The sequence below is a fragment of the Priestia aryabhattai genome, assembly GCF_023715685.1.
In the GTDB taxonomy this organism is placed as follows: Bacteria; Bacillota; Bacilli; order Bacillales; family Bacillaceae_H; genus Priestia; species Priestia aryabhattai_B.
The window spans coordinates 319,733-337,898 of the sequence record NZ_JAMBOQ010000003.1; the positions used below are offsets into that span (position 1 = coordinate 319,733).

15 protein-coding genes are annotated in these 18,166 nt (G+C 38.5%); 10 read left to right on the plus strand and 5 right to left on the minus strand.

The window, feature by feature from the left end:
- Positions 1–96 precede the first annotated feature (96 nt).
- The 10 genes from M3225_RS14770 (at position 97) to M3225_RS14815 (ending at position 11,192) form a co-directional block, all read left to right on the plus strand.
- Positions 97–1,404, plus strand: coding sequence for a sensor histidine kinase (locus tag M3225_RS14770; protein ID WP_251394931.1), 1,308 nt, complete (start codon positions 97–99; stop codon positions 1,402–1,404).
- Position 1,405: 1 nt separating this feature from the next.
- The gene (locus M3225_RS14775; protein WP_251394933.1) at positions 1,406–2,329 is read left to right on the plus strand and encodes a response regulator; all 924 of its coding nucleotides are present in this window, start codon (positions 1,406–1,408) and stop codon (positions 2,327–2,329) included.
- Positions 2,330–2,544: 215 nt separating this feature from the next.
- Positions 2,545–3,816 (plus strand): cation:dicarboxylate symporter family transporter, encoded by a 1,272-nt coding sequence (locus tag M3225_RS14780; protein WP_074894094.1) that lies wholly within the window; start codon positions 2,545–2,547, stop codon positions 3,814–3,816.
- Between the two features lie 233 nt (positions 3,817–4,049).
- The gene (locus M3225_RS14785; RefSeq protein WP_013055768.1) at positions 4,050–4,229 is read left to right on the plus strand and encodes a YfhD family protein; all 180 of its coding nucleotides are present in this window, start codon (positions 4,050–4,052) and stop codon (positions 4,227–4,229) included.
- Between the two features lie 520 nt (positions 4,230–4,749).
- Positions 4,750–5,214 carry a C40 family peptidase gene (locus tag M3225_RS14790; RefSeq protein ID WP_251394935.1) on the plus strand — a complete coding sequence of 155 codons (465 nt, stop codon included), beginning with the start codon at positions 4,750–4,752 and terminating at the stop codon, positions 5,212–5,214.
- A gap of 206 nt (positions 5,215–5,420) precedes the next feature.
- Entirely contained in the window at positions 5,421–6,299 is an 879-nt protein-coding gene (locus M3225_RS14795) for an N-acetylmuramoyl-L-alanine amidase (RefSeq protein WP_251394937.1), read from the plus strand.
- 216 nt (positions 6,300–6,515) lie between these two features.
- Positions 6,516–9,581 carry an Ig-like domain-containing protein gene (locus M3225_RS14800; RefSeq protein WP_251394939.1) on the plus strand — a complete coding sequence of 1,022 codons (3,066 nt, stop codon included), beginning with the start codon at positions 6,516–6,518 and terminating at the stop codon, positions 9,579–9,581.
- Positions 9,582–9,762: 181 nt separating this feature from the next.
- Positions 9,763–10,605 (plus strand): aldo/keto reductase, encoded by an 843-nt coding sequence (locus tag M3225_RS14805; protein WP_251394941.1) that lies wholly within the window; start codon positions 9,763–9,765, stop codon positions 10,603–10,605.
- A gap of 166 nt (positions 10,606–10,771) precedes the next feature.
- Positions 10,772–10,939 (plus strand): Fur-regulated basic protein FbpA, encoded by a 168-nt coding sequence (locus M3225_RS14810; RefSeq protein ID WP_251394943.1) that lies wholly within the window; start codon positions 10,772–10,774, stop codon positions 10,937–10,939.
- A gap of 49 nt (positions 10,940–10,988) precedes the next feature.
- On the plus strand, positions 10,989–11,192 hold the full coding sequence (locus tag M3225_RS14815) for an IDEAL domain-containing protein (RefSeq protein WP_016766443.1): 204 nt from the start codon (positions 10,989–10,991) through the stop codon (positions 11,190–11,192).
- A gap of 532 nt (positions 11,193–11,724) precedes the next feature.
- Here the strand turns inward: M3225_RS14815 and M3225_RS14820 are convergent.
- The 5 genes from M3225_RS14820 to M3225_RS14840 all read right to left on the minus strand — a co-directional run bounded on the left by M3225_RS14820 (position 11,725) and on the right by M3225_RS14840 (position 18,157).
- A complete protein-coding gene (locus M3225_RS14820; protein WP_251394945.1) occupies positions 11,725–13,080 on the minus strand; it encodes an arsenic transporter in 1,356 nt (451 codons plus the stop codon).
- 328 nt (positions 13,081–13,408) lie between these two features.
- A complete protein-coding gene (locus tag M3225_RS14825) occupies positions 13,409–14,815 on the minus strand; it encodes an amino acid permease (protein ID WP_251396084.1) in 1,407 nt (468 codons plus the stop codon).
- A gap of 251 nt (positions 14,816–15,066) precedes the next feature.
- Positions 15,067–16,176, minus strand: coding sequence for an o-succinylbenzoate synthase (gene menC, locus M3225_RS14830; protein ID WP_251394947.1), 1,110 nt, complete (start codon positions 16,174–16,176; stop codon positions 15,067–15,069).
- Positions 16,176–17,009, minus strand: a complete 834-nt coding sequence (locus tag M3225_RS14835; RefSeq protein ID WP_251394949.1) for a GNAT family N-acetyltransferase — start codon at positions 17,007–17,009, stop codon at positions 16,176–16,178. Before M3225_RS14835 ends, menC begins: the two co-directional genes overlap by 1 nt.
- The gene (locus M3225_RS14840) at positions 17,006–18,157 is read right to left on the minus strand and encodes an amidohydrolase (protein ID WP_251394951.1); all 1,152 of its coding nucleotides are present in this window, start codon (positions 18,155–18,157) and stop codon (positions 17,006–17,008) included. The genes M3225_RS14835 and M3225_RS14840 overlap by 4 nt, the downstream gene beginning before the upstream one ends.
- Between the last annotated feature and the right edge of the window lie 9 nt (positions 18,158–18,166).

Genomic DNA, 18,166 nt, shown 5'->3' on the forward strand with positions numbered 1-18,166 from the left:
AATGGAAGTGGGAATGTAAAAAAATATAGGGAAGAGCGATTGTCTTTTAGATTGCTAAACTATATACTTATGTTCAAAAAGTGCAGGACGTGAACGATGAAAGTTGATACGGTAGTAAAAAAAGATGTTTTACTCATTTTGGTGATGGTAGTAGTTGTGCCGCTAGCAGGAGAGCTTAAATATTATCCTTTTCATGATACGTATAGAGTTAGTTTTGCTGTGCCTATTTTTTTCTTTTCACTGCTGCTTTTAAGAAAGATATCTCCCGTTATCCCAGGTATTTTAGTTGCGGGTGCTATAGTAGGCTTTCGAATGTGCCTTGATTGGTATAACTACGAATTATTTGATTTTCTTCATTCTTTGCAGATCCGGTGTTCAGCAGGAATTTATTATCTCGTGTATGCGATTGCTTTTTCTTGGTTTAAGATTAATGATTTCCATTCAAAACCATGGATTATTGGCATATGGAGCATCATAATCGAAACGGTTTCAGGCGGTATGGAATTGTTTTTTATGTATGTGACGGTTCATCATCATATTGTGTTTCCGGAGTTCATGCAAATTTTTATTGTAGGCGTCTTTCGAAGTTTCTTTGTTTTATGCCTATTTAGCATGATCAAACTCTACGAAGGGCAGCTGCGAGAACGACAAATCTCTCAAAAAAATGATCAGCTGCTTGTTGTACTTTCAAATTTATATGAAGAATCCATTCATTTGAAAAAAACGCTGCAAGACGCTGAGCGAATTACGAAAAAGTCATATGATTTATATGAAGAATTACACGAAGCAGATATAAATGAGCTTACTTCGCTGCACGAATTTAGCCAAAAAGCATTACAAATTGCAGGAGAAGTACATGATATTAAAAAAGACAATCAGCGAATATCCGCAGGATTGTCCAAGGTCATTACAAAAGAGGAATTTTCTGAGTATATGGAAATCGAAAGTCTGCTTCAAATCGTCATGCGCAGCAATGAAAAATATGCGGCGCTGTTAACAAAAGATATTCATTTTTCATATTCGATTCTAGGAGAGCACCCTCGCTATCACGTGTACTTGTTTTTGTCATTAATTAACAACTTAGTAACGAATGCAGTGGAAGCAATTGAAAAAGAAGGGACGATTATTATCGACGTATGTCGAGAAGAAGACCGCATTTTACTGTATGTGAGAGATAGCGGTCCCGGAGTGAAAAAAAGGCATGAACGTCTCATTTTTAAAGCGGGATTTACATCCAAATATGCAAAGGACGGGACGCCTTCTACAGGTCTTGGGCTTGTCTACGTTAAGCAAATGACCGAGCAGCTGGGGGGAAGTATTCAATTTATTAATCTGTCTCCAAGCCCCGGTGTTCAATTTACTATAGATTTACCTATTTCTACGTTAATGGGGGATAAGGACTAATATGCGATTTTATATCATAGATGATGACGAAGTCTTTCGTTCAATGTTAGCTGAAATTATTGAAGATAATGATTTAGGGGAGGTTATAGGAGAAGCAGAAGACGGAATTGTATTAAATGATCAATTTTCTCTATTACAGCAGATCGATATTTTATTTATTGATTTGTTAATGCCCATTCAAGATGGAATCGAAACCGTGCGCAAAATAAAGGATAGTTTTAAAGGGAAAATTATTATGATGTCACAAGTAGAAACAAAAGATTTGATTGGAAAAGCCTACTCACTTGGCATTGAATACTATATCACGAAGCCGCTTAATCGTATGGAAGTACTAATGGTCATTCAAAAAGTAATTGAACGAATTCATGTTCAACAATCAATGGAGAAGATTCAAGAATCGTTAAATACCGTACTTAATGTAGGAAACCAGCAAAAAACGCCTTCTTTTGGTAAAAAAGAAAGCGATCCGGCAGAAGCCTGCAGGTTTCTTTTAAGAGAACTTGGTATTTTAGGAGAAAGCGGAAGTAAGGATTTGATTGAAATCATCAATTACTTGCATCAAACGGAAAAAAGCACGATGTATGAACAGCATTTTCCTTCTCTCAAAGAAATCTTTGAGAAAATTACCGTGAAAAAGCTCGGGGCATCTTTTTCAGAAGAGGTGCTGCAAAAAGAAATGAAAGCAGCCGAACAGCGAGTAAGAAGAGCCATTTATCAGTCGTTAAATCATTTGACCTCTCTTGGCATGGTTGATTTCTTTAATCCTAAATTTGAAAATTACGCTTCTAAATTTTTTGATTTTTCAATGGTACATCAGCGCATGAGAGATATAGAAAAAGGCACAGGAAAAAGCAGTACCCCGAGTCGCATAAACGTAAAGAAATTTATTCAAATGCTATATTATGAAGTCAAACAAACGCTGTAGTAAAAAAACTACAGCGTTTTCATTTTGTAATTTTCTAAAAACTTTTGTTAGTTTCAGTAGGTTTTTGTTAGATTTTGTGATGCCCATGATAATGTAATCTTATGAATAAAAGAACTACTTAATAAACAGTTCTTAATGGAATTGTATCTGTTGAATACATTAAGTGCAAATAAACAGCTTCGAGCTGTTAGAAAAAAGAAGGAAGGTGCAAAGATATGTTTAAAAAGCTTGGATTAGCAGGACAAATTTTAATCGGTTTGATTGCAGGTATTATTGTAGGCGCCATTTTTTATGGAAATCCTAAAGCAGTTGAAGTGCTACAGCCAATTGGAGACGTATTCATTCATTTAATTAAAATGATCGTGGTGCCGATTGTTATTTCTAGTATCATTGTGGGCGTTGCGGGTGTTGGTGATATTAAGAAGCTTGGTAAATTAGGCGGAAAAACAATTCTTTACTTTGAAATCATTACAACAGTTGCCATTGTTGTAGGTTTATTAGCAGCTAACTTGCTTCACCCTGGTACTGGTGTGGACCGCAGCGGTCTTGAAAAATCAGATATCAGCAGCTACACGTCTACAGCAGAAGCTACAGAACAAAAAGGGTTTGTAGAAACATTTGTTCATATTGTTCCAACGAATGTATTTGAGTCAATTGCTGCAGGCGACATGCTGCCAATTATTTTCTTCTCGGTCCTATTTGGACTTGGAATTGCATCAATCGGTGAAAAAGGCAAGCCGGTTTTAAGATTCTTTGAAGGCACAGCAGAAGCAATGTTTTGGGTAACGAATTTAGTTATGAAGTTTGCACCGTTTGGTGTATTTGCATTAATCGGTGTGACCGTATCAAAATTTGGACTAGCGTCTTTGATTCCGCTTAGTAAGCTTGTGATTGTTGCTTACGGCACGATGATTTTCTTTGTATTAGTTGTACTAGGACTTGTAGCTAAATGGGCAGGCGTTAACATCTTCCACTTATTAAAAGTACTAAAAGATGAATTGCTACTAGCATTTTCAACTGCAAGTTCAGAAACGGTCCTGCCGCGTATTATTGCGAAAATGGAAAAGTTCGGATGTCCTAAAGCAATTACATCTTTTGTTATTCCGACGGGATATTCATTTAACTTAGACGGATCTACTCTTTATCAAGCGCTTGCTGCCATTTTTATTGCGCAAATGTACGGTATTGATATGAGCATCACACAGCAAATTTCACTGATATTAATTTTAATGGTGACATCTAAAGGAATTGCAGGAGTTCCTGGCGTTTCGTTTGTTGTATTGCTTGCAACGCTTGGATCTGTAGGACTTCCAGTAGAAGGGCTTGCTTTTATCGCTGGAATCGACCGCTTGTTAGATATGGGACGTACAGCGGTAAACGTAATTGGAAACTCACTTGGCGCGATTGTGATCTCGAAGTGGGAAGGGCAATTTAACGACGAACACAAGAAAGCTTATATTAACGAAGTAACAAAAAAAGTATCGTAATTACAAAAGAGGCTGGGACAAAAGTATTTTAGTTGAAGGAAGATCCGAACGATTAATCGTTCGGATTTTTTCATTGTTATGGTGAACGTAGGTTTCATGTATGTAGTTGCTTCTAGCTGTTGATTGGAGTGATTTAGTTATGTCTCAATCTCTTTTCGTTTGAATGTGCTTTGAAAAATTGGGAATAGTAACTAAAGATAAAAAACAAATGAGTGATACAGGGAGGTCTCAACATGGGAAGAGCAAATAATCACAAATCATCACATAACAACAAAGGGTCATTGCCTCAAACACCAAAAGAGTTAAAAATTGCTCCGGATCAAGCAAATGAAGAATTTTCACGTGAGTTAGCGCAGCATCATGATGCTAAAGCGAAACAGGACTTAATTTTGAAACAGCAAAAAGAAAAGTAAAAGACAAAGAGGCTGGGACAAAAGTATTTCAGTTAAAGGAAGATCCGAACGATGGATTGAGGTTCTTGATTGAGAATCAAATTCGTTCGGATTTTTTCATTGTTATGGTGAACGTAGATTTCATCTGTGTAGTTGCTTCTGGTTGTTGATTGGAGGGCAAGGCGAAGACTCCTGAAGGAAAAGCGGAACAGGTGAGACCCCGCAGGAGCGTAAGCGACGAGGAGGCTCATCGGCCGCCCGCGGAAAGCGAAGTCTTGCACGGAAATCAACAGCCGTGTAACAAGTGATCCATACCAGCTCATTTATCCAATTTGTTCGTCTTTAGATTGGGTTGATTTAGTCATTTCTCAATCTCTTTTTATAAACGTCTAAAGATAAAAATTCCTAAGTAACCATTTTGTAACATTATTTAATCATAGCGTAATAGTTTTTGAGGCTTTTTTCATTATAATTAAACCGAACACATTGAGAAATAAGTTCATAGAAACGTAACGTTCGGTTACATAATGGAGGAAGAAAAATGAAAAAAGCCATCATGGGGTCTATAACGGCAGCGGCAGTCTTATTTAGCGGAGCCAGTCCGTTTATTGCACCTGCTCAAACAGTAGAAGCAGCGTCATATTCATACAAAGACACGGCTATTGCTACTGGTAAAAAATTAATGGGTGTTCCTTATAAATGGGGAGGCACGACAACAAAAGGTTTTGACTGCTCTGGATTTATTCAATATATTTTCAAAAAAGCTGGAAAAACACTTCCGCGCACAACGGAACAAATGTATCGAGTAGGGACAAGCATTTCAAAGGCAAAGCTTCAAAAAGGAGATTTAGTTTTCTTTCAAACGTATAAAAAAGGTCCTTCACATGTAGGCGTGTATTTAGGAAATAATCAGTTTCTTCAAGCTTCTACGTCTAAAGGAGTGACGATTACATCTCTTAGCAACAGCTATTGGAAAGCACGTTATATTGGTGCAAAACGGATTTAACCATCCGTCATTTTTTTGAAAACAAACACTACATTATGTAGTGTTTGTTTTTGTTTGCATACACATAAAATATTTCCGAAATTACGAACAATATTTTTTAACGGTTTATACAAAAAAATCCATATTCTGTGAGATAATAGCATTAACACATTTTGTACTTTAACATAAGGAATATCCCACTCTATTCGAAAGTTTGGTGAGCGAAGATGAAGCGCTTAGTATGGAGTTATGGAATAGGTATTGTTGCAATAGTAGCAGTACTCTCACTTTTCTTTATGATGAAAGGTCAAACTGAGAAAGCAGTTGTTGTTAGTGGAAATGTACCAAAAGCTCATGCGCAGGGAGAAAGAGTTAAGCAGCCCATCTCACGGTTCCGAGCAGTACAGCCTAATGAAGCAGATAATGAAGTGAAAAATGTAAAAAACCCCATGCCTGAAAAAGCCGATCCGCCTCCATTTTTAGTCTACATTGATCCTGGTCATCAAGCTCAGGCTAACCTAGAGAAAGAGCCAATCGGACCGGGAGCAGCAGAAACGAAAATAAAAGTTTCCGGAGGCACATCGGGCGTGGTGACCAAGAAGCCCGAATACAAGCTGACATTGGAAGCCTCCATGATATTAAAAAAACTATTAGAAGAAAAAGGCATAACGGTAAAGTTTACTCGCAGTTCTCACAGTGTGAATATCAGCAACCGGGAACGAGCGGAGCTTGCGAACAATTCAAAAGCTGATTTGCACGTACGTATACATGCAGATGGTTCTGAAAATGCGTCTGTAAAAGGACTTTCTGTGCTCACTCCTGCAGAAGATAATTCCTATACGAAGCCTGTTTATCAAAGCAGTCTACAGGCATCTCAAGCTATTCTGACAGAGGTGAAAAAAGATCAGTTTGTCGAAGTAGACGGCATTCGTTATCGCAGCGATCTTTCAGGATTTAACTGGTCGACTGTACCTGTAACGCTAGTTGAACTGGGGTATATGACGAATCCAGAAGAGGACCGAAACCTGTCTGATCAGGCTTATCTTACAAAGCTGATGAATCATGTTGCAGACGGTATAGTGGTATATGAAGAAATGACAAAATAAAAGGTGAAAAGACCTATAAAAGCGTGTGATTAAATCAATTGATTTATGTCACACGTTTTTTTGTCGTTCATATGATATAAAAAAGCGTTTTTTCGACAAAAAAGTGGACGAGCAGAAAAGAAAACTAGGTAAAATGCTTTAGATTTTATAAAACTGTGTCGATATAACGAGTGATATTAAAATGCGTTAGACAGTAAATAAAAATGGGGGAACAAGATGAGAAAGTTAACGGTATTAGCTTTAGTACTAAGCGTACTGCTGTTTCAATTCACGCCGCTTGCTAGCGTGAAAGCTGAAACGGTAGAACCAGTTGTGTCTGTAAAATTAGTAAACTATTTAGGAGATCAGCATGCAATTACAATTAAGCCGTCTTATTTATACACTATTAAAAACTCGGATTTGGTCTTAAATGCAAATACAGAGTATACGGTGGCAGCAACAAATCAAGGTGTCACTTTAAAACAAGGGACCACTGTCTTAGGTGAATTTACGAGCTTTGAAATTACACCGTCTCTTTATAAAAATCCCATATCTATTAACGGCAGACAGTACTTAGGGGACGTGGCGTTTACCAATGAAAAAGGAACTTACGTCAGACCTATTAATACGCTGCCGATTGAAGACTATTTAAAAGGCGTTGTGCCAAATGAAGTCTATACATCTTGGAATCTGCAAGCTTTAAAAACTCAGGCGGTGGCAGCGAGAACATACGCAATGAGCTATGCAGGAAAAGTTATTAACGATACGGTAAGCTATCAAGTATACGGTGGCTATACGTGGTATGACAGTACAAACCAAGCAGTAAATGAGACATTCGGACAAGTAGTTACGTACAACAGTAAATTAATCAACGCCGTTTTCTCATCAAGCAACGGTGGAAGAACCGAATCAAACAGCAATGCCTGGGGAGGAACTCAGTTTTCTTATTTCCCGGTGAAAGAAGATCCATACGACAAGCAGACGCCGTGGACATTAGCTATTCAAAAAACGCAAATTGATTTAACAGGAAAAGATTTAGCTAACTATAGCGCATGGTGGAATACAATTTCTGAAAAAGATAAAATCGTTACGGATAATTTGAAATCATGGTTAGTAGCCAATAAGCATCCTGGTAAAACCATTAAAATTACGTCTATTCCAAAGGTAAGTTTTTATGCTCCTTCATCGGGAGGCCGTGTGACTAAAGGTGCGATTACAGTGGACTACCTTGTTAAAGGAGATGTAGACAGTTCGCAAAAACTAGTGGTTCATCATTTGGAATTAACAGATTTAACATCGACAAAGCTAAAATCTATGTTAAACAGCCGTGCAATGCTTAGTCTGCTTGTAACGGAAACAAATGAAACAAGCAGATCAACAACCTTTAATGGTAAAGGAAATGGACACGGAGTTGGAATGAGTCAGTACGGTGCTCAAAAAATGGCAAGTCTAGGAAAGGACTATCGTGAAATTCTAGATTTTTATTATCCAACAACTACTCTTTTAAGCTTTTATACAACAAAGTATCCGCGAAAAGAGCAGGAGGAAGAAGCGCCGAAAGATACAGTTGCGCCTGATGCACCTTCAGTTAGTGCACTAGGAGATGATCAAACATCGCTTACGGGCGTAACAGAACCAAATGCTTCTGTTATTGCAAAAGTGGAAAATGAAGTAATCGGAACAGGTCTTGCTGATGAAGACGGAAAGTTTGCGATTACGATTGCAAAGCAGCAAGCAGATACAAAAGTGTCGGTAACGTCTAAAGATGCAGCTGAAAATGAAAGCACGGCAACAGTGGTGACCGTAACAGATCAAACGCCGCCTTCTGTTCTAATTGTAAATGAAGTAAGTGACCAAGACACGACCGTGACGGGCGTAACGGAAGCAAGCGCAGCCGTGACGGTAAAAGCCGGCAGTGCGACGTTCTCTACAGTAGCGGATGCTAACGGTAAATTTACCGTTTCAATCCCAGTACAAAAAGGCGGAACAACAATAGCGGTAAGTGCAAAAGATAAAGCAGGAAACGAAAGCCAAGCGCCTTCTTTTGCGGTTAAAACAACGTTAAAAGCACCGCTTGCACCAAAGGTAAATGCAGTAAGTGATCAAGACACAATGATTAAAGGGACGACTGAAGCAAATGCGACGGTCATTGTTAAAAACGGAAGTCTTCAGCTTGCAGCCGGCAAAGCAGATGCTAAAGGAAATTACAGCATCTCAATTGCGAAACAAAAAGCAGGAAACAAGCTGGCTGTAACGGCTCAAAACGCTGGGGGAACAAGTTCACCTACTACAGTAGCCGTACAGGATAAAACGGCACCAGCCGCGCCAAAAGTAAATGCAGTAAGTGATCAAGATACCAAAGTTACCGGTACCACTGAAGCAAATTCCACAGTTACTGTAAAAGCAGGAACAACTACTGTGGGAACGGCTAAAGCAGGTGCAAATGGAGCATTTTCTGTTGCCATTTCCCTGCAAAAAGCGAATACAAAGCTAAGCGTACAAGCAAAAGATGCAGCAGGAAATAGCAGCTCTGTATCAACCGTAACCGTACAGGATAAAACAGCGCCTATTACACCAAAAGTGAACGCGGTAAGCAATCAAGATACAGTAGTAACGGGAAGCACAGAAGCAGGCGCAGAAGTGCATGTGAAAATTGACAAAAAAGTAATCGGCAAAGGCAATGCAAAATCGAATGGAACGTTCAGCATCACGATTCCAAAGCAGTCTGCTGCTACAAAATTAGCCGTTATTGCAAAAGATGCAGCCAATAACTATAGCTCCAATACGTTTGTAACGGTTAGTGCTGCGCTGACAAAACCAGCACTTCCAACCGTTAATACGCTTACTGAAAAAAGTACAGCGGTAACGGGAACGGGAGAAAAAAATGCGTCTATTTATATTAAAGTAGGCGGAAAGATTATTGCGAGTGGAAAAATTGATGGGAACGGCAAGTTCAGCGTGGAAATTCCTGCTCAAAAAGCAGGAACAGAAGTGACGGCCGTATTGCAAAATAAAGTAGGGTATAGTCCTTATAAAATTGTAAAAGTTCAAGACACAACCCCGCCGGCACCTCCGGCAGTTAATGCAGTTACGTCTTTGTCCACGTCTATCTCTGGAAAAACGGAAGCAAATGCCGTGATTACGATTAAAAGCGGTACAAAGCTGATCGCATCAGGAAAAGCAGATAGCAAAGGACAGTTTAAAGTCAATATTCCCAAACAAAAAGCAGGCGTAAAACTGGCTGTTACGGCAAAAGATGCCGCTGGAAATATAAGTTCGGCAGTCAACATAAACGTTAAATAAAAACAAAAAGAATTCTCTGCGGAGGATTCTTTTTTTGCGATTTTTAAGTGGAATAGCAGGTTACTAAAAAGTTACCTTGGAACTTTGAAGTGCCTAACTTACTTTAAAGTGGGTTCTATCTTTTTCTTTTTTTGTGTTTCATAATAACAAATGTAGCAAAATTAGTAGGGGGTTTTTTATAATGAGTAATCATTTGCAAGATACAGTTACACTTCATAATGGAGTCAAAATGCCTTGGCTTGGATTAGGGGTATTTAAAGTAGAAGAAGGGCCTGAATTAGTTAACGCGGTGAAAACAGCTATCGTAAAAGGCTACCGCAGCATTGATACGGCAGCTATTTATGGAAATGAAGAAGGTGTAGGAGAAGGAATTCGCCAAGGTCTGAAAGAAGCAGGTCTTTCACGCGAAGACATCTTTGTTACATCAAAAGTTTGGAACGCAGATTTAGGCTATGAAGCGACATTGGCTGCTTACGAAACAAGCTTACAAAAGCTTGGCTTAGAATATTTAGACCTATACTTAATTCACTGGCCGGTAGAAGGTAAGTATAAAGAAGCGTGGAAAGCATTAGAAACGCTTTATAAAGAAGAAAAAGTAAGAGCTCTGGGTGTAAGTAATTTTCAAATTCATCATTTAGAAGACTTAATGAAAGATGGAGATGTAAAGCCTGTTATTAACCAAGTTGAATATCATCCTCGTTTGACGCAAAAAGAGCTGCATGCTTTTTGTCAAAAGCACGATATTCAGCTAGAGGCATGGTCTCCGCTTATGCAAGGAGAATTGCTAGATAACGATGTGTTAAAAGAAATTGCTGAAAAACACGGTAAATCAGTTGCTCAAATTATTCTGCGATGGGATCTGCAAAACGGAGTTGTAACGATTCCAAAATCGACAAAAGAACATCGTATTGTTGAAAATTCATCGCTATTTGATTTTGAATTGGATGCTGAAGACGTAAGCAAAATTGATGGATTAAATCAAAATCACCGAGTAGGTCCAGATCCGGACAATTTTGATTTTTAATAGAAGAACCAAGACAGGGAGTTTCTCTCTGTCTTTTTTATATGCATTATTACATAAATTTAACATTTTCTTCACAGTAAGCTAAAGGACGGGCCGTATGATAAAGAAAGGTCGTGAAAGATAGAGAAATCATTTCATTTTTAGGTGTAAAATAGGCGGTGTAACGATGACAAAACAAGCTTACTCTCACATACAATGTAAAAAAACATCAATGATTGATTTATTGCTGGATGCAGGGGTTTATAAAAAAGGAAACAAGCAGTTATATGAGCTTACGCTTCAAGAATTAGAAACAGAATACGAAGCTATTTCACAACAGCGCATATCTGAATGAAATTTTGATACATTGCTAGAATTTGTTATAATAGAGGAAAGGATAGGAGTTGATTTATATCGAAAAGCACCCGACAGACTCGCAGCCCATCCGTATGGATATCCTCGATTCTATATTTGCTAAAATGGTATTAAATAAGGCTATCCGAGATTTTAGAAGAGATCAAATTTTACGTGAAGTAGATCAAACATTAGAAGAAAGAAACAAAGAGAAATTTTTTCAATTAATTGAAGAATTAAAATCAATTTCTTAAAGTGCGTTCGCGCGATAGAATTTGATTTAATCATTTTAGCATATAAAAACAGGTAAAGAGCGGCATGCTTAGTTACCTGTTTTTTGTCGTCTAATTGCAAATAAAGGCTTTACATAAGAAGTGCATAAGGTTCCGCTATTAAACAGACAAAAAGAGCAAGTCTAATGTACTCACTCTTTTCAGAAAGGTATGGGTGTTACTGAGAAAATGAATGTCACTTTCTAAGTGTTGCGTGTGGGGTTTAGAAAGTTCTATGCATCTGCATATTTTCTAATTCATTCACTCTATGTATTGTTAAAATAACAATATAACCATATCTTATCATATGATTGAAATGTGATTCAATATTTTTATTGATTTTCTTTTTGAATTGTTCGAAATAATTAAGAAATAGCTTCTGTTAGTAGACTGCTGCTGTGTTATAGAAGCTATATGGACTTATCATATAAAACGAAATTCCTATATAAGAATTTCGTTCATGCCTGACGGACTGTAAGCTTCAAAAGAGTACAATCCGTCCTGTAAATCAGTATTAAGAAAAAATGAGCTGAACCCAGTAGAATAGGAGGAAAAGAGTAACGATGGTGGTAAGCGGGATAACGATAAGTGAGACTTTTAAATAATCTTTCCATTTCACTTTGATATGATTTTCTTTTAGAATATGCATCCAAATAAGAGAAGCTAGTGTTCCAATCGGCAATAAAAGCGAGCCCATATCACTTCCAATAATATTAGCAAGGTAAATGGTTTTAAGAGTAATAGGATCGAGCCCCATTTCGGTCAAGGTAATGGTTCCGACCATTAAAGCGGGGTGATTGTTAAACAAGTTAGAGAGAATGGAAACAAGTCCTCCCATGATAAAGCTTGCTTCAAAAAGCCCTCGATTTACAATTGGTTCGCAAATTTTTACTAATAGCTCTGTCAACCCTACGTTATGGAGACCGTAAATAATAACGTACATTGAAAAAGCAAAAACGAAAATGTGCCACGGCGTTTTCTTTAAAATATCAATCGGGTTTGTACGTAAGTGGTACCATCTCCAAATAAGTAAGATCAGTGAGCCCAGTACAGCAACCAATTCGATTGGTATGCCGAAATAAGAGGCGACAAATAGGAGACAGCGCATGACAAACACAAACAATAAAACTTTCAGCATAAATTGTGTGCGTTTACGTTTTGTTTCAACAGAAATGCTTCCTTTTAAGGGATGAAACTGTTTCGTAAAGAAACTCTCTTCTATATCTTTTGAAGCATGCGGCAGTTTTTTTGGCAAATGGCGTTTTACGACCGTATACATGAGCCAAGACATAAATAATAAACCAAGTGTCGCCGGTACAAACATCATCGCGGTGTGCATATAAAGCGACATATGAACAATTTTTAAGGCAATCAAATTGACAATATTACTTACACCTATAGGCGCGCTGGAAGCGGTAGCAATAAGCGCTCCACTTAAAAGGTAGGGGATCTGCTGGTGGGGTTTTAGCTGAAGGTTTTTCAAAAGTAGAATTAAAATTGGAGTGGTAATTAAAATACTGCCGTCATTATTAAATAGTAAAGTCATTAAAAAGCAAAGCAGTTGAATGTACCAATATAATCGATACCCTGAGCCTTGGGATAAACTCACTAGTCGTGCAGCTGCCCAGTGGAAGAATCCAAAACTTTCTAATATGACGGCCATGACAATGGTGGCAATAATGGTGATAGAAGCGCCGCTTATTTTCCCAAAAATATCAACGATGTCTGATTTGGATACAATGCCTGTAAGTAGGATAATGGCTGCTCCTATAGCTGCCGGCCATGCTTCGTTGATGCCGTTTGGCCTCCAAAAAATGACGAGCATTGTCATTGTAAACACGAAAATGGCAATTCCAATTTCAATATTCATCAGTATGCTCCTTTCTTCTAAAATTTGTAATGAATATACCCTTGCATGTCCCTTACACTCTATTTATATTCATTTATTACTAGAAGGATTGTGCATAAGACCATTTTTGCTAATATGTTTGTTTATCTTGACAGGATAAGTATCAGGCAGAGAGATATGCCTAATTTGGTTACGTGCTGAAGTCGTCGTTTTAAAGACGCAGAAAATTTATCTGGCTATGTAAACTTAATATTGCTTGCCAAAACAAAAAAAGAAAGCTCTTATAACGCAAGCTTTCTTTTTGGAGGTATAGGGGGGCTCTTTTCTTCGGGAAAAAAGAATGAGCACACTAAGATTTTTTTTCAGTTTCTACTTTATAATCAGATTGTTTTTGTTTGTAGTGCCAAAAATATAAGGCATAACAAATAAGTGCAAATGGCACGCCGCAATATAAAGCCATACGCTGTTCAGGAATAAAGATTAAGCTAACTAGAGCAGCACTGTTTAATGTAAAAGCAAGGATAGGCACTACCGGATAAAGAGGGGTGCGATATTTTAAGTCAGCTATGTTATTTCCGGATTTTATATATTGTCGACGAAAAAAATATTGTGAAGCGGCAATAGACATCCAAGCTGCAATCGCTGTCATGCTAGCGATAGATAATAGCCATACATAAACAGTATCAGCAGCGAAAAAACTAGTTAAAAGGCACATGCATGATAAGCCCAGGCTGACTAGTAAAGCGTGAAGCGGAATGCCGAACCTTGAGACTTTGCTTAAGCTAGAAGGGGCCATGTTGTTTTTAGAAAGAGAATATAAAATTCGAGTTGTAGCAAATAATCCTGAATTAGCTACCGATACTAAAGCTGTTAAAATGACAAAGTTCATGATGTCAGCCGCATACGGAACGCCTAACTGTTCAAATACAGCCACAAACGGACTTTCTAGCAGCCCTGCTTGTTTCCAAGGAATAATTCCTACTAATACAGCGATGGTCAAAATAAAGAAAATCATGACTCGCCATATTGTGTTATTAATAGCTTTAGGAAGCGTTTTTTCTGGGTTTTCACTTTCACCAGCGGCAATACCAATCAATTCCGTTCCTTGAAATGAAAAATTTACAGCTACCATGGTCAAAAGGACGCTTACAAATCCTGTTGGGAAAAGTCCATCTTCAGTGATATGACTAAATGAGATGTTTTTACTATTTTCAAGAGGGATAAGTCCAAATAATGCGGCTCCTCCTAATAAAATAAAGAGAATAATAGTAACAACTTTTATAATTGAAAACCAAAATTCACTTTCAGCATAACTTCTTGCAGAGAATGCATTCGTCACAAAGAGGAGAACAGCAAAAACTAAACACCAAATCCAGATGGGGGTATGAGGAAACCACCGCTCCATTAAAATGCCGATTGCCGTAAGCTCTAAGCTGACCGTTGTTCCCCAGCTCAGCCAATACATCCATCCGATTGTAAAGCCTGTTGCAGGATTGATAAATTTAGTAGCATAATCTTGAAAAGAGCCGGAAACAGGCATAGCTACTGACAATTCTCCTAAACAAAGCATAGTTAAATACATCATTAGTCCACCAACTAGATAAGCAAGAATGGTTCCCGCCGGTCCAGCATGACTAATTGTGTAGCCTGAACCAATGAAAAAACCAGATCCAATGACACCCCCTAGTGTAATCATGAATAAGTGCCTGCCTTTAATTGTTCTTTGCAAATCTGACTCGTTTTGTTTTGTTTTCATACCCATTATGACAACCCCTTTTTCAACGTTATATATAAATCGATGTAGAAAATTCGACATGACTAAAGAACGGTCATGTCGGATTTTCTATGCCTAAACGGCTACCACTCTCCTTTAGGGTGTGGCGCCATCCTCATAGGTGAAATTTTGAGGGGATATTCAAGTTGTATGAATCACCGATTGGGAAGGCTCTTTGATGAAAGATGTCGAGCTAATAATTAGAATGTATATATTTATTTATCTCATTCTATTTATCTGACATATACTTTTTTCTCTAACGTTAAAAGGTTGATTTGTTCCCAGTCGGGCTCATAGCCGATACCAGCTTTATCTGGAACGTTAATGATGCCGTTGTCAACCGTGATTTCAGGCTGCACAATGTCTTTCAACCAGTACTTCGAAGAAGCAGCTGTATCTCCGGGAAGGGTAAAGTTAGCAAGAGTCGTAATGGCAATATTATGAGCTCTGCCAATACCTGATTCCAGCATCCCCCCGCACCAAACTGGCATATTATGTGCTTGACATAAATCATGAATTTTTTTGGCTTCTGTTAGCCCGCCAACTCGTCCAATCTTAATATTAATAATTTTTGTGCTTCCAAGTTTAATAGCTTTGCGTACATCTTCAGCAGAATGAATGCTTTCGTCTAGACAAATAGGTGTGTGCATGCGAGATTGAAGATCGGCATGATCAATTAAGTCATCGTGTGCTAAAGGCTGTTCAATCATCATTAAATTAAACTCATCAAGCTGAGACAAATGATCAAGGTCATCTAACGTATAAGCAGAGTTTGCATCAACCATCAGAGGAATAGAAGGGAACTCTTTGCGGACAGCACGGGTGATGTCGATATCCCAGCCCGGCTTAATTTTGATTTTAATTCGTTTATACCCTTCATGAAGCCCCAGTTCAATTTTCCGAAGAACGTCATCAGCTGTATCCTGAATGCCAATGCTAAGACCGACTTCAATTTGTGTTTTTATGCCTCCTAGAGCTGTGGCAAGCGAAATGTCTTGTTCGCGCGCATATAAATCCCATACAGCCCCTTCTAAAGCAGCTTTGGCCATATAGTTGCCTCGAATATGAGCAAATAAGTCAGACACATCGTCAGGATGCTTAATATCTTGTTGTAAAAGAAGAGGAATTAAAAAATCCTCCATGATGTGCCAGTTTGTTTTAACCGTTTCTTCTTTATAAAAAGGGTCGGCGCATGCAACGGATTCCGCCCATCCTGAAAGACCGTCTTCATTTTGAATTTCTGCTAAAATAAAATCCCGGTCTGTTTCAGTTCCCAGACTAGTGGTAAAAGGATGAAGCAAATCCATTTTTAAATGTCGTAAAATCACTTGTTTGATTTTCATCATTCCGCCTCTTTTCTCGTTAAAATGTAAAAATGAACTGGAGATTCAGGTTCTTTATGCTTCATAAAATTAGTTACTTCATAGCCTTTAGAAAAATATTCTGTAAATAGTTTGCGTGTTTGCATACGCCACTCTAACGCAATAGAAGGTGAGCGGTCTTTCATTTGTTGAAAAGCAGACGGAATGGCTACTGCTACAAAGCGATCATTATCAAATGAAGCTTCACGAATAGCTTGAATGAAGGGGAAACCCTCATCGTTCAGCTTCCACTGCACCATATTTGCCTCGATCACTTCCTTCATCGTATACTCCCGCGGTAATTTTATAGATTCAATTGTGTCCCATTTCACTACAAACCGATCAGATGGTAAATCGGCGTTTAACGGATCGTTCATTTCTCCGTAGCAATTTTCAATATACGTTGAACACACAGCTTTTAGCTTTCCAATGTTTAAGTAGCCGTTCACGCTCTCCAACGGATCATACGTCCAGCTAATATATGAATAATTCAGTTGTTTGCTGTATTCACGCTGTGCTTGCTTTAACTTTTCTCCAATTCCCGAACTTCGAAAAGCAGGATCCACAGCTAAAATATGAGAACAAAGATAAATTGACTTCCCGTCATAGCCAGGAAAACTGTATTGAAAGCCAATCAGTTTTTTATGGCTGAAAGCTCCAAGGACAAGTCCGCCGTTTTTTGTAACGGTTAACGTTTGGTGAACAGGTACGGCTTCAGCCTCGCCCCAAACCTTGCTTTCTAATTGTCGGACTTCCTCTAGTTCAGCGGATGTTTTTAATAAACGAATATCGATCTCATGCATATGCTGAGTCATTTTTTCACTTCCTTTTCTAATGTATAAGCTGCTTGCGATAAGGCGTGCAGGAGAATTTGTGTTCCTGAAATCAGCGCTTCTTTTTGAAAAGTCATATGAGGGTGGTGCAACCCTGGTTTTAAATCACATCCAAGTCCGAGCATTGTCGCTTTGATATGAGAAAATGTCCACGTGTAAAAGTGAAAATCTTCTGCTCCTACAGAGACACAAGGTTTTGTCAAAGCTTCTGGTCCTAGCACATCAACGATAGCCTTTTCTACTAGCGTCACAGCATAATCATCGGGCTGAGCAGCAGGAGAGAAACCACTTTCTTTCCAAACAATAGGTGTATCATTTAACTCAGAGACATGTTTCATAACAGCTGTGACTTGGCTTTTAAGTTCATCCATTAACTCATTAGCCGGTGCACGTAAATCCAACGTGAATGAAGCCGTTTCAGGACTCACATTAGATGAAGAAGCACCAGCTTTTACTTGCGTCATTTGCACTGAAAACGCTGCTTCACTTGTTAGCCGAATATTTTTCAGCAGTTGAAGAAGCAAGGACACAGATTCAATGGGGTTTTTTCCTTCATGCGGTCTGGCGGCATGTGCTTGAACTCCTTTAATTTGTCCTTCAATGGTTAAGGCAGAGCCGTGCAGAATAGCAGGAGCAGCCTTTCCACCAGGAACTTCCGTATGTGGACGTAAATGAATGCCGAATAAAAGAGAGACATCATCTAAAGCTCCGTCTTTAATCATTTGCAGAGCGCCTTTTGCTGTTTCTTCTGCAGGCTGAAAGATAAAACGAATGGTATGAAGAGGAGGCGTTTTAGAAGAAGCCAGCATTTTGGCCGCATATAAAACCATCGTGCTGTGTGCATCATGACCACAGGAATGGTTCGCTCGTTCGACGCCGTCTACTTCTTGAAGCAAAGCATCCATATCAGCTCTGATCGCAATAATTTGCTTCGTTTGTCCTGCTATTTCTGCTGTTAATCCGTAATGGTCATTAAATGTTTGAACTTCTAGACCTGACTGTGAAAGAAACTGAGCCACGTATTTAGATGTTTTTTTCTCGTGCCAGCTTGGTTCAGCCAAATCATGTAATTCTTTATACGTTTGAAAAATCGCTTCTTTTTGCTGTATGACATTCTTTGAGAAATTCATCAGTATGGC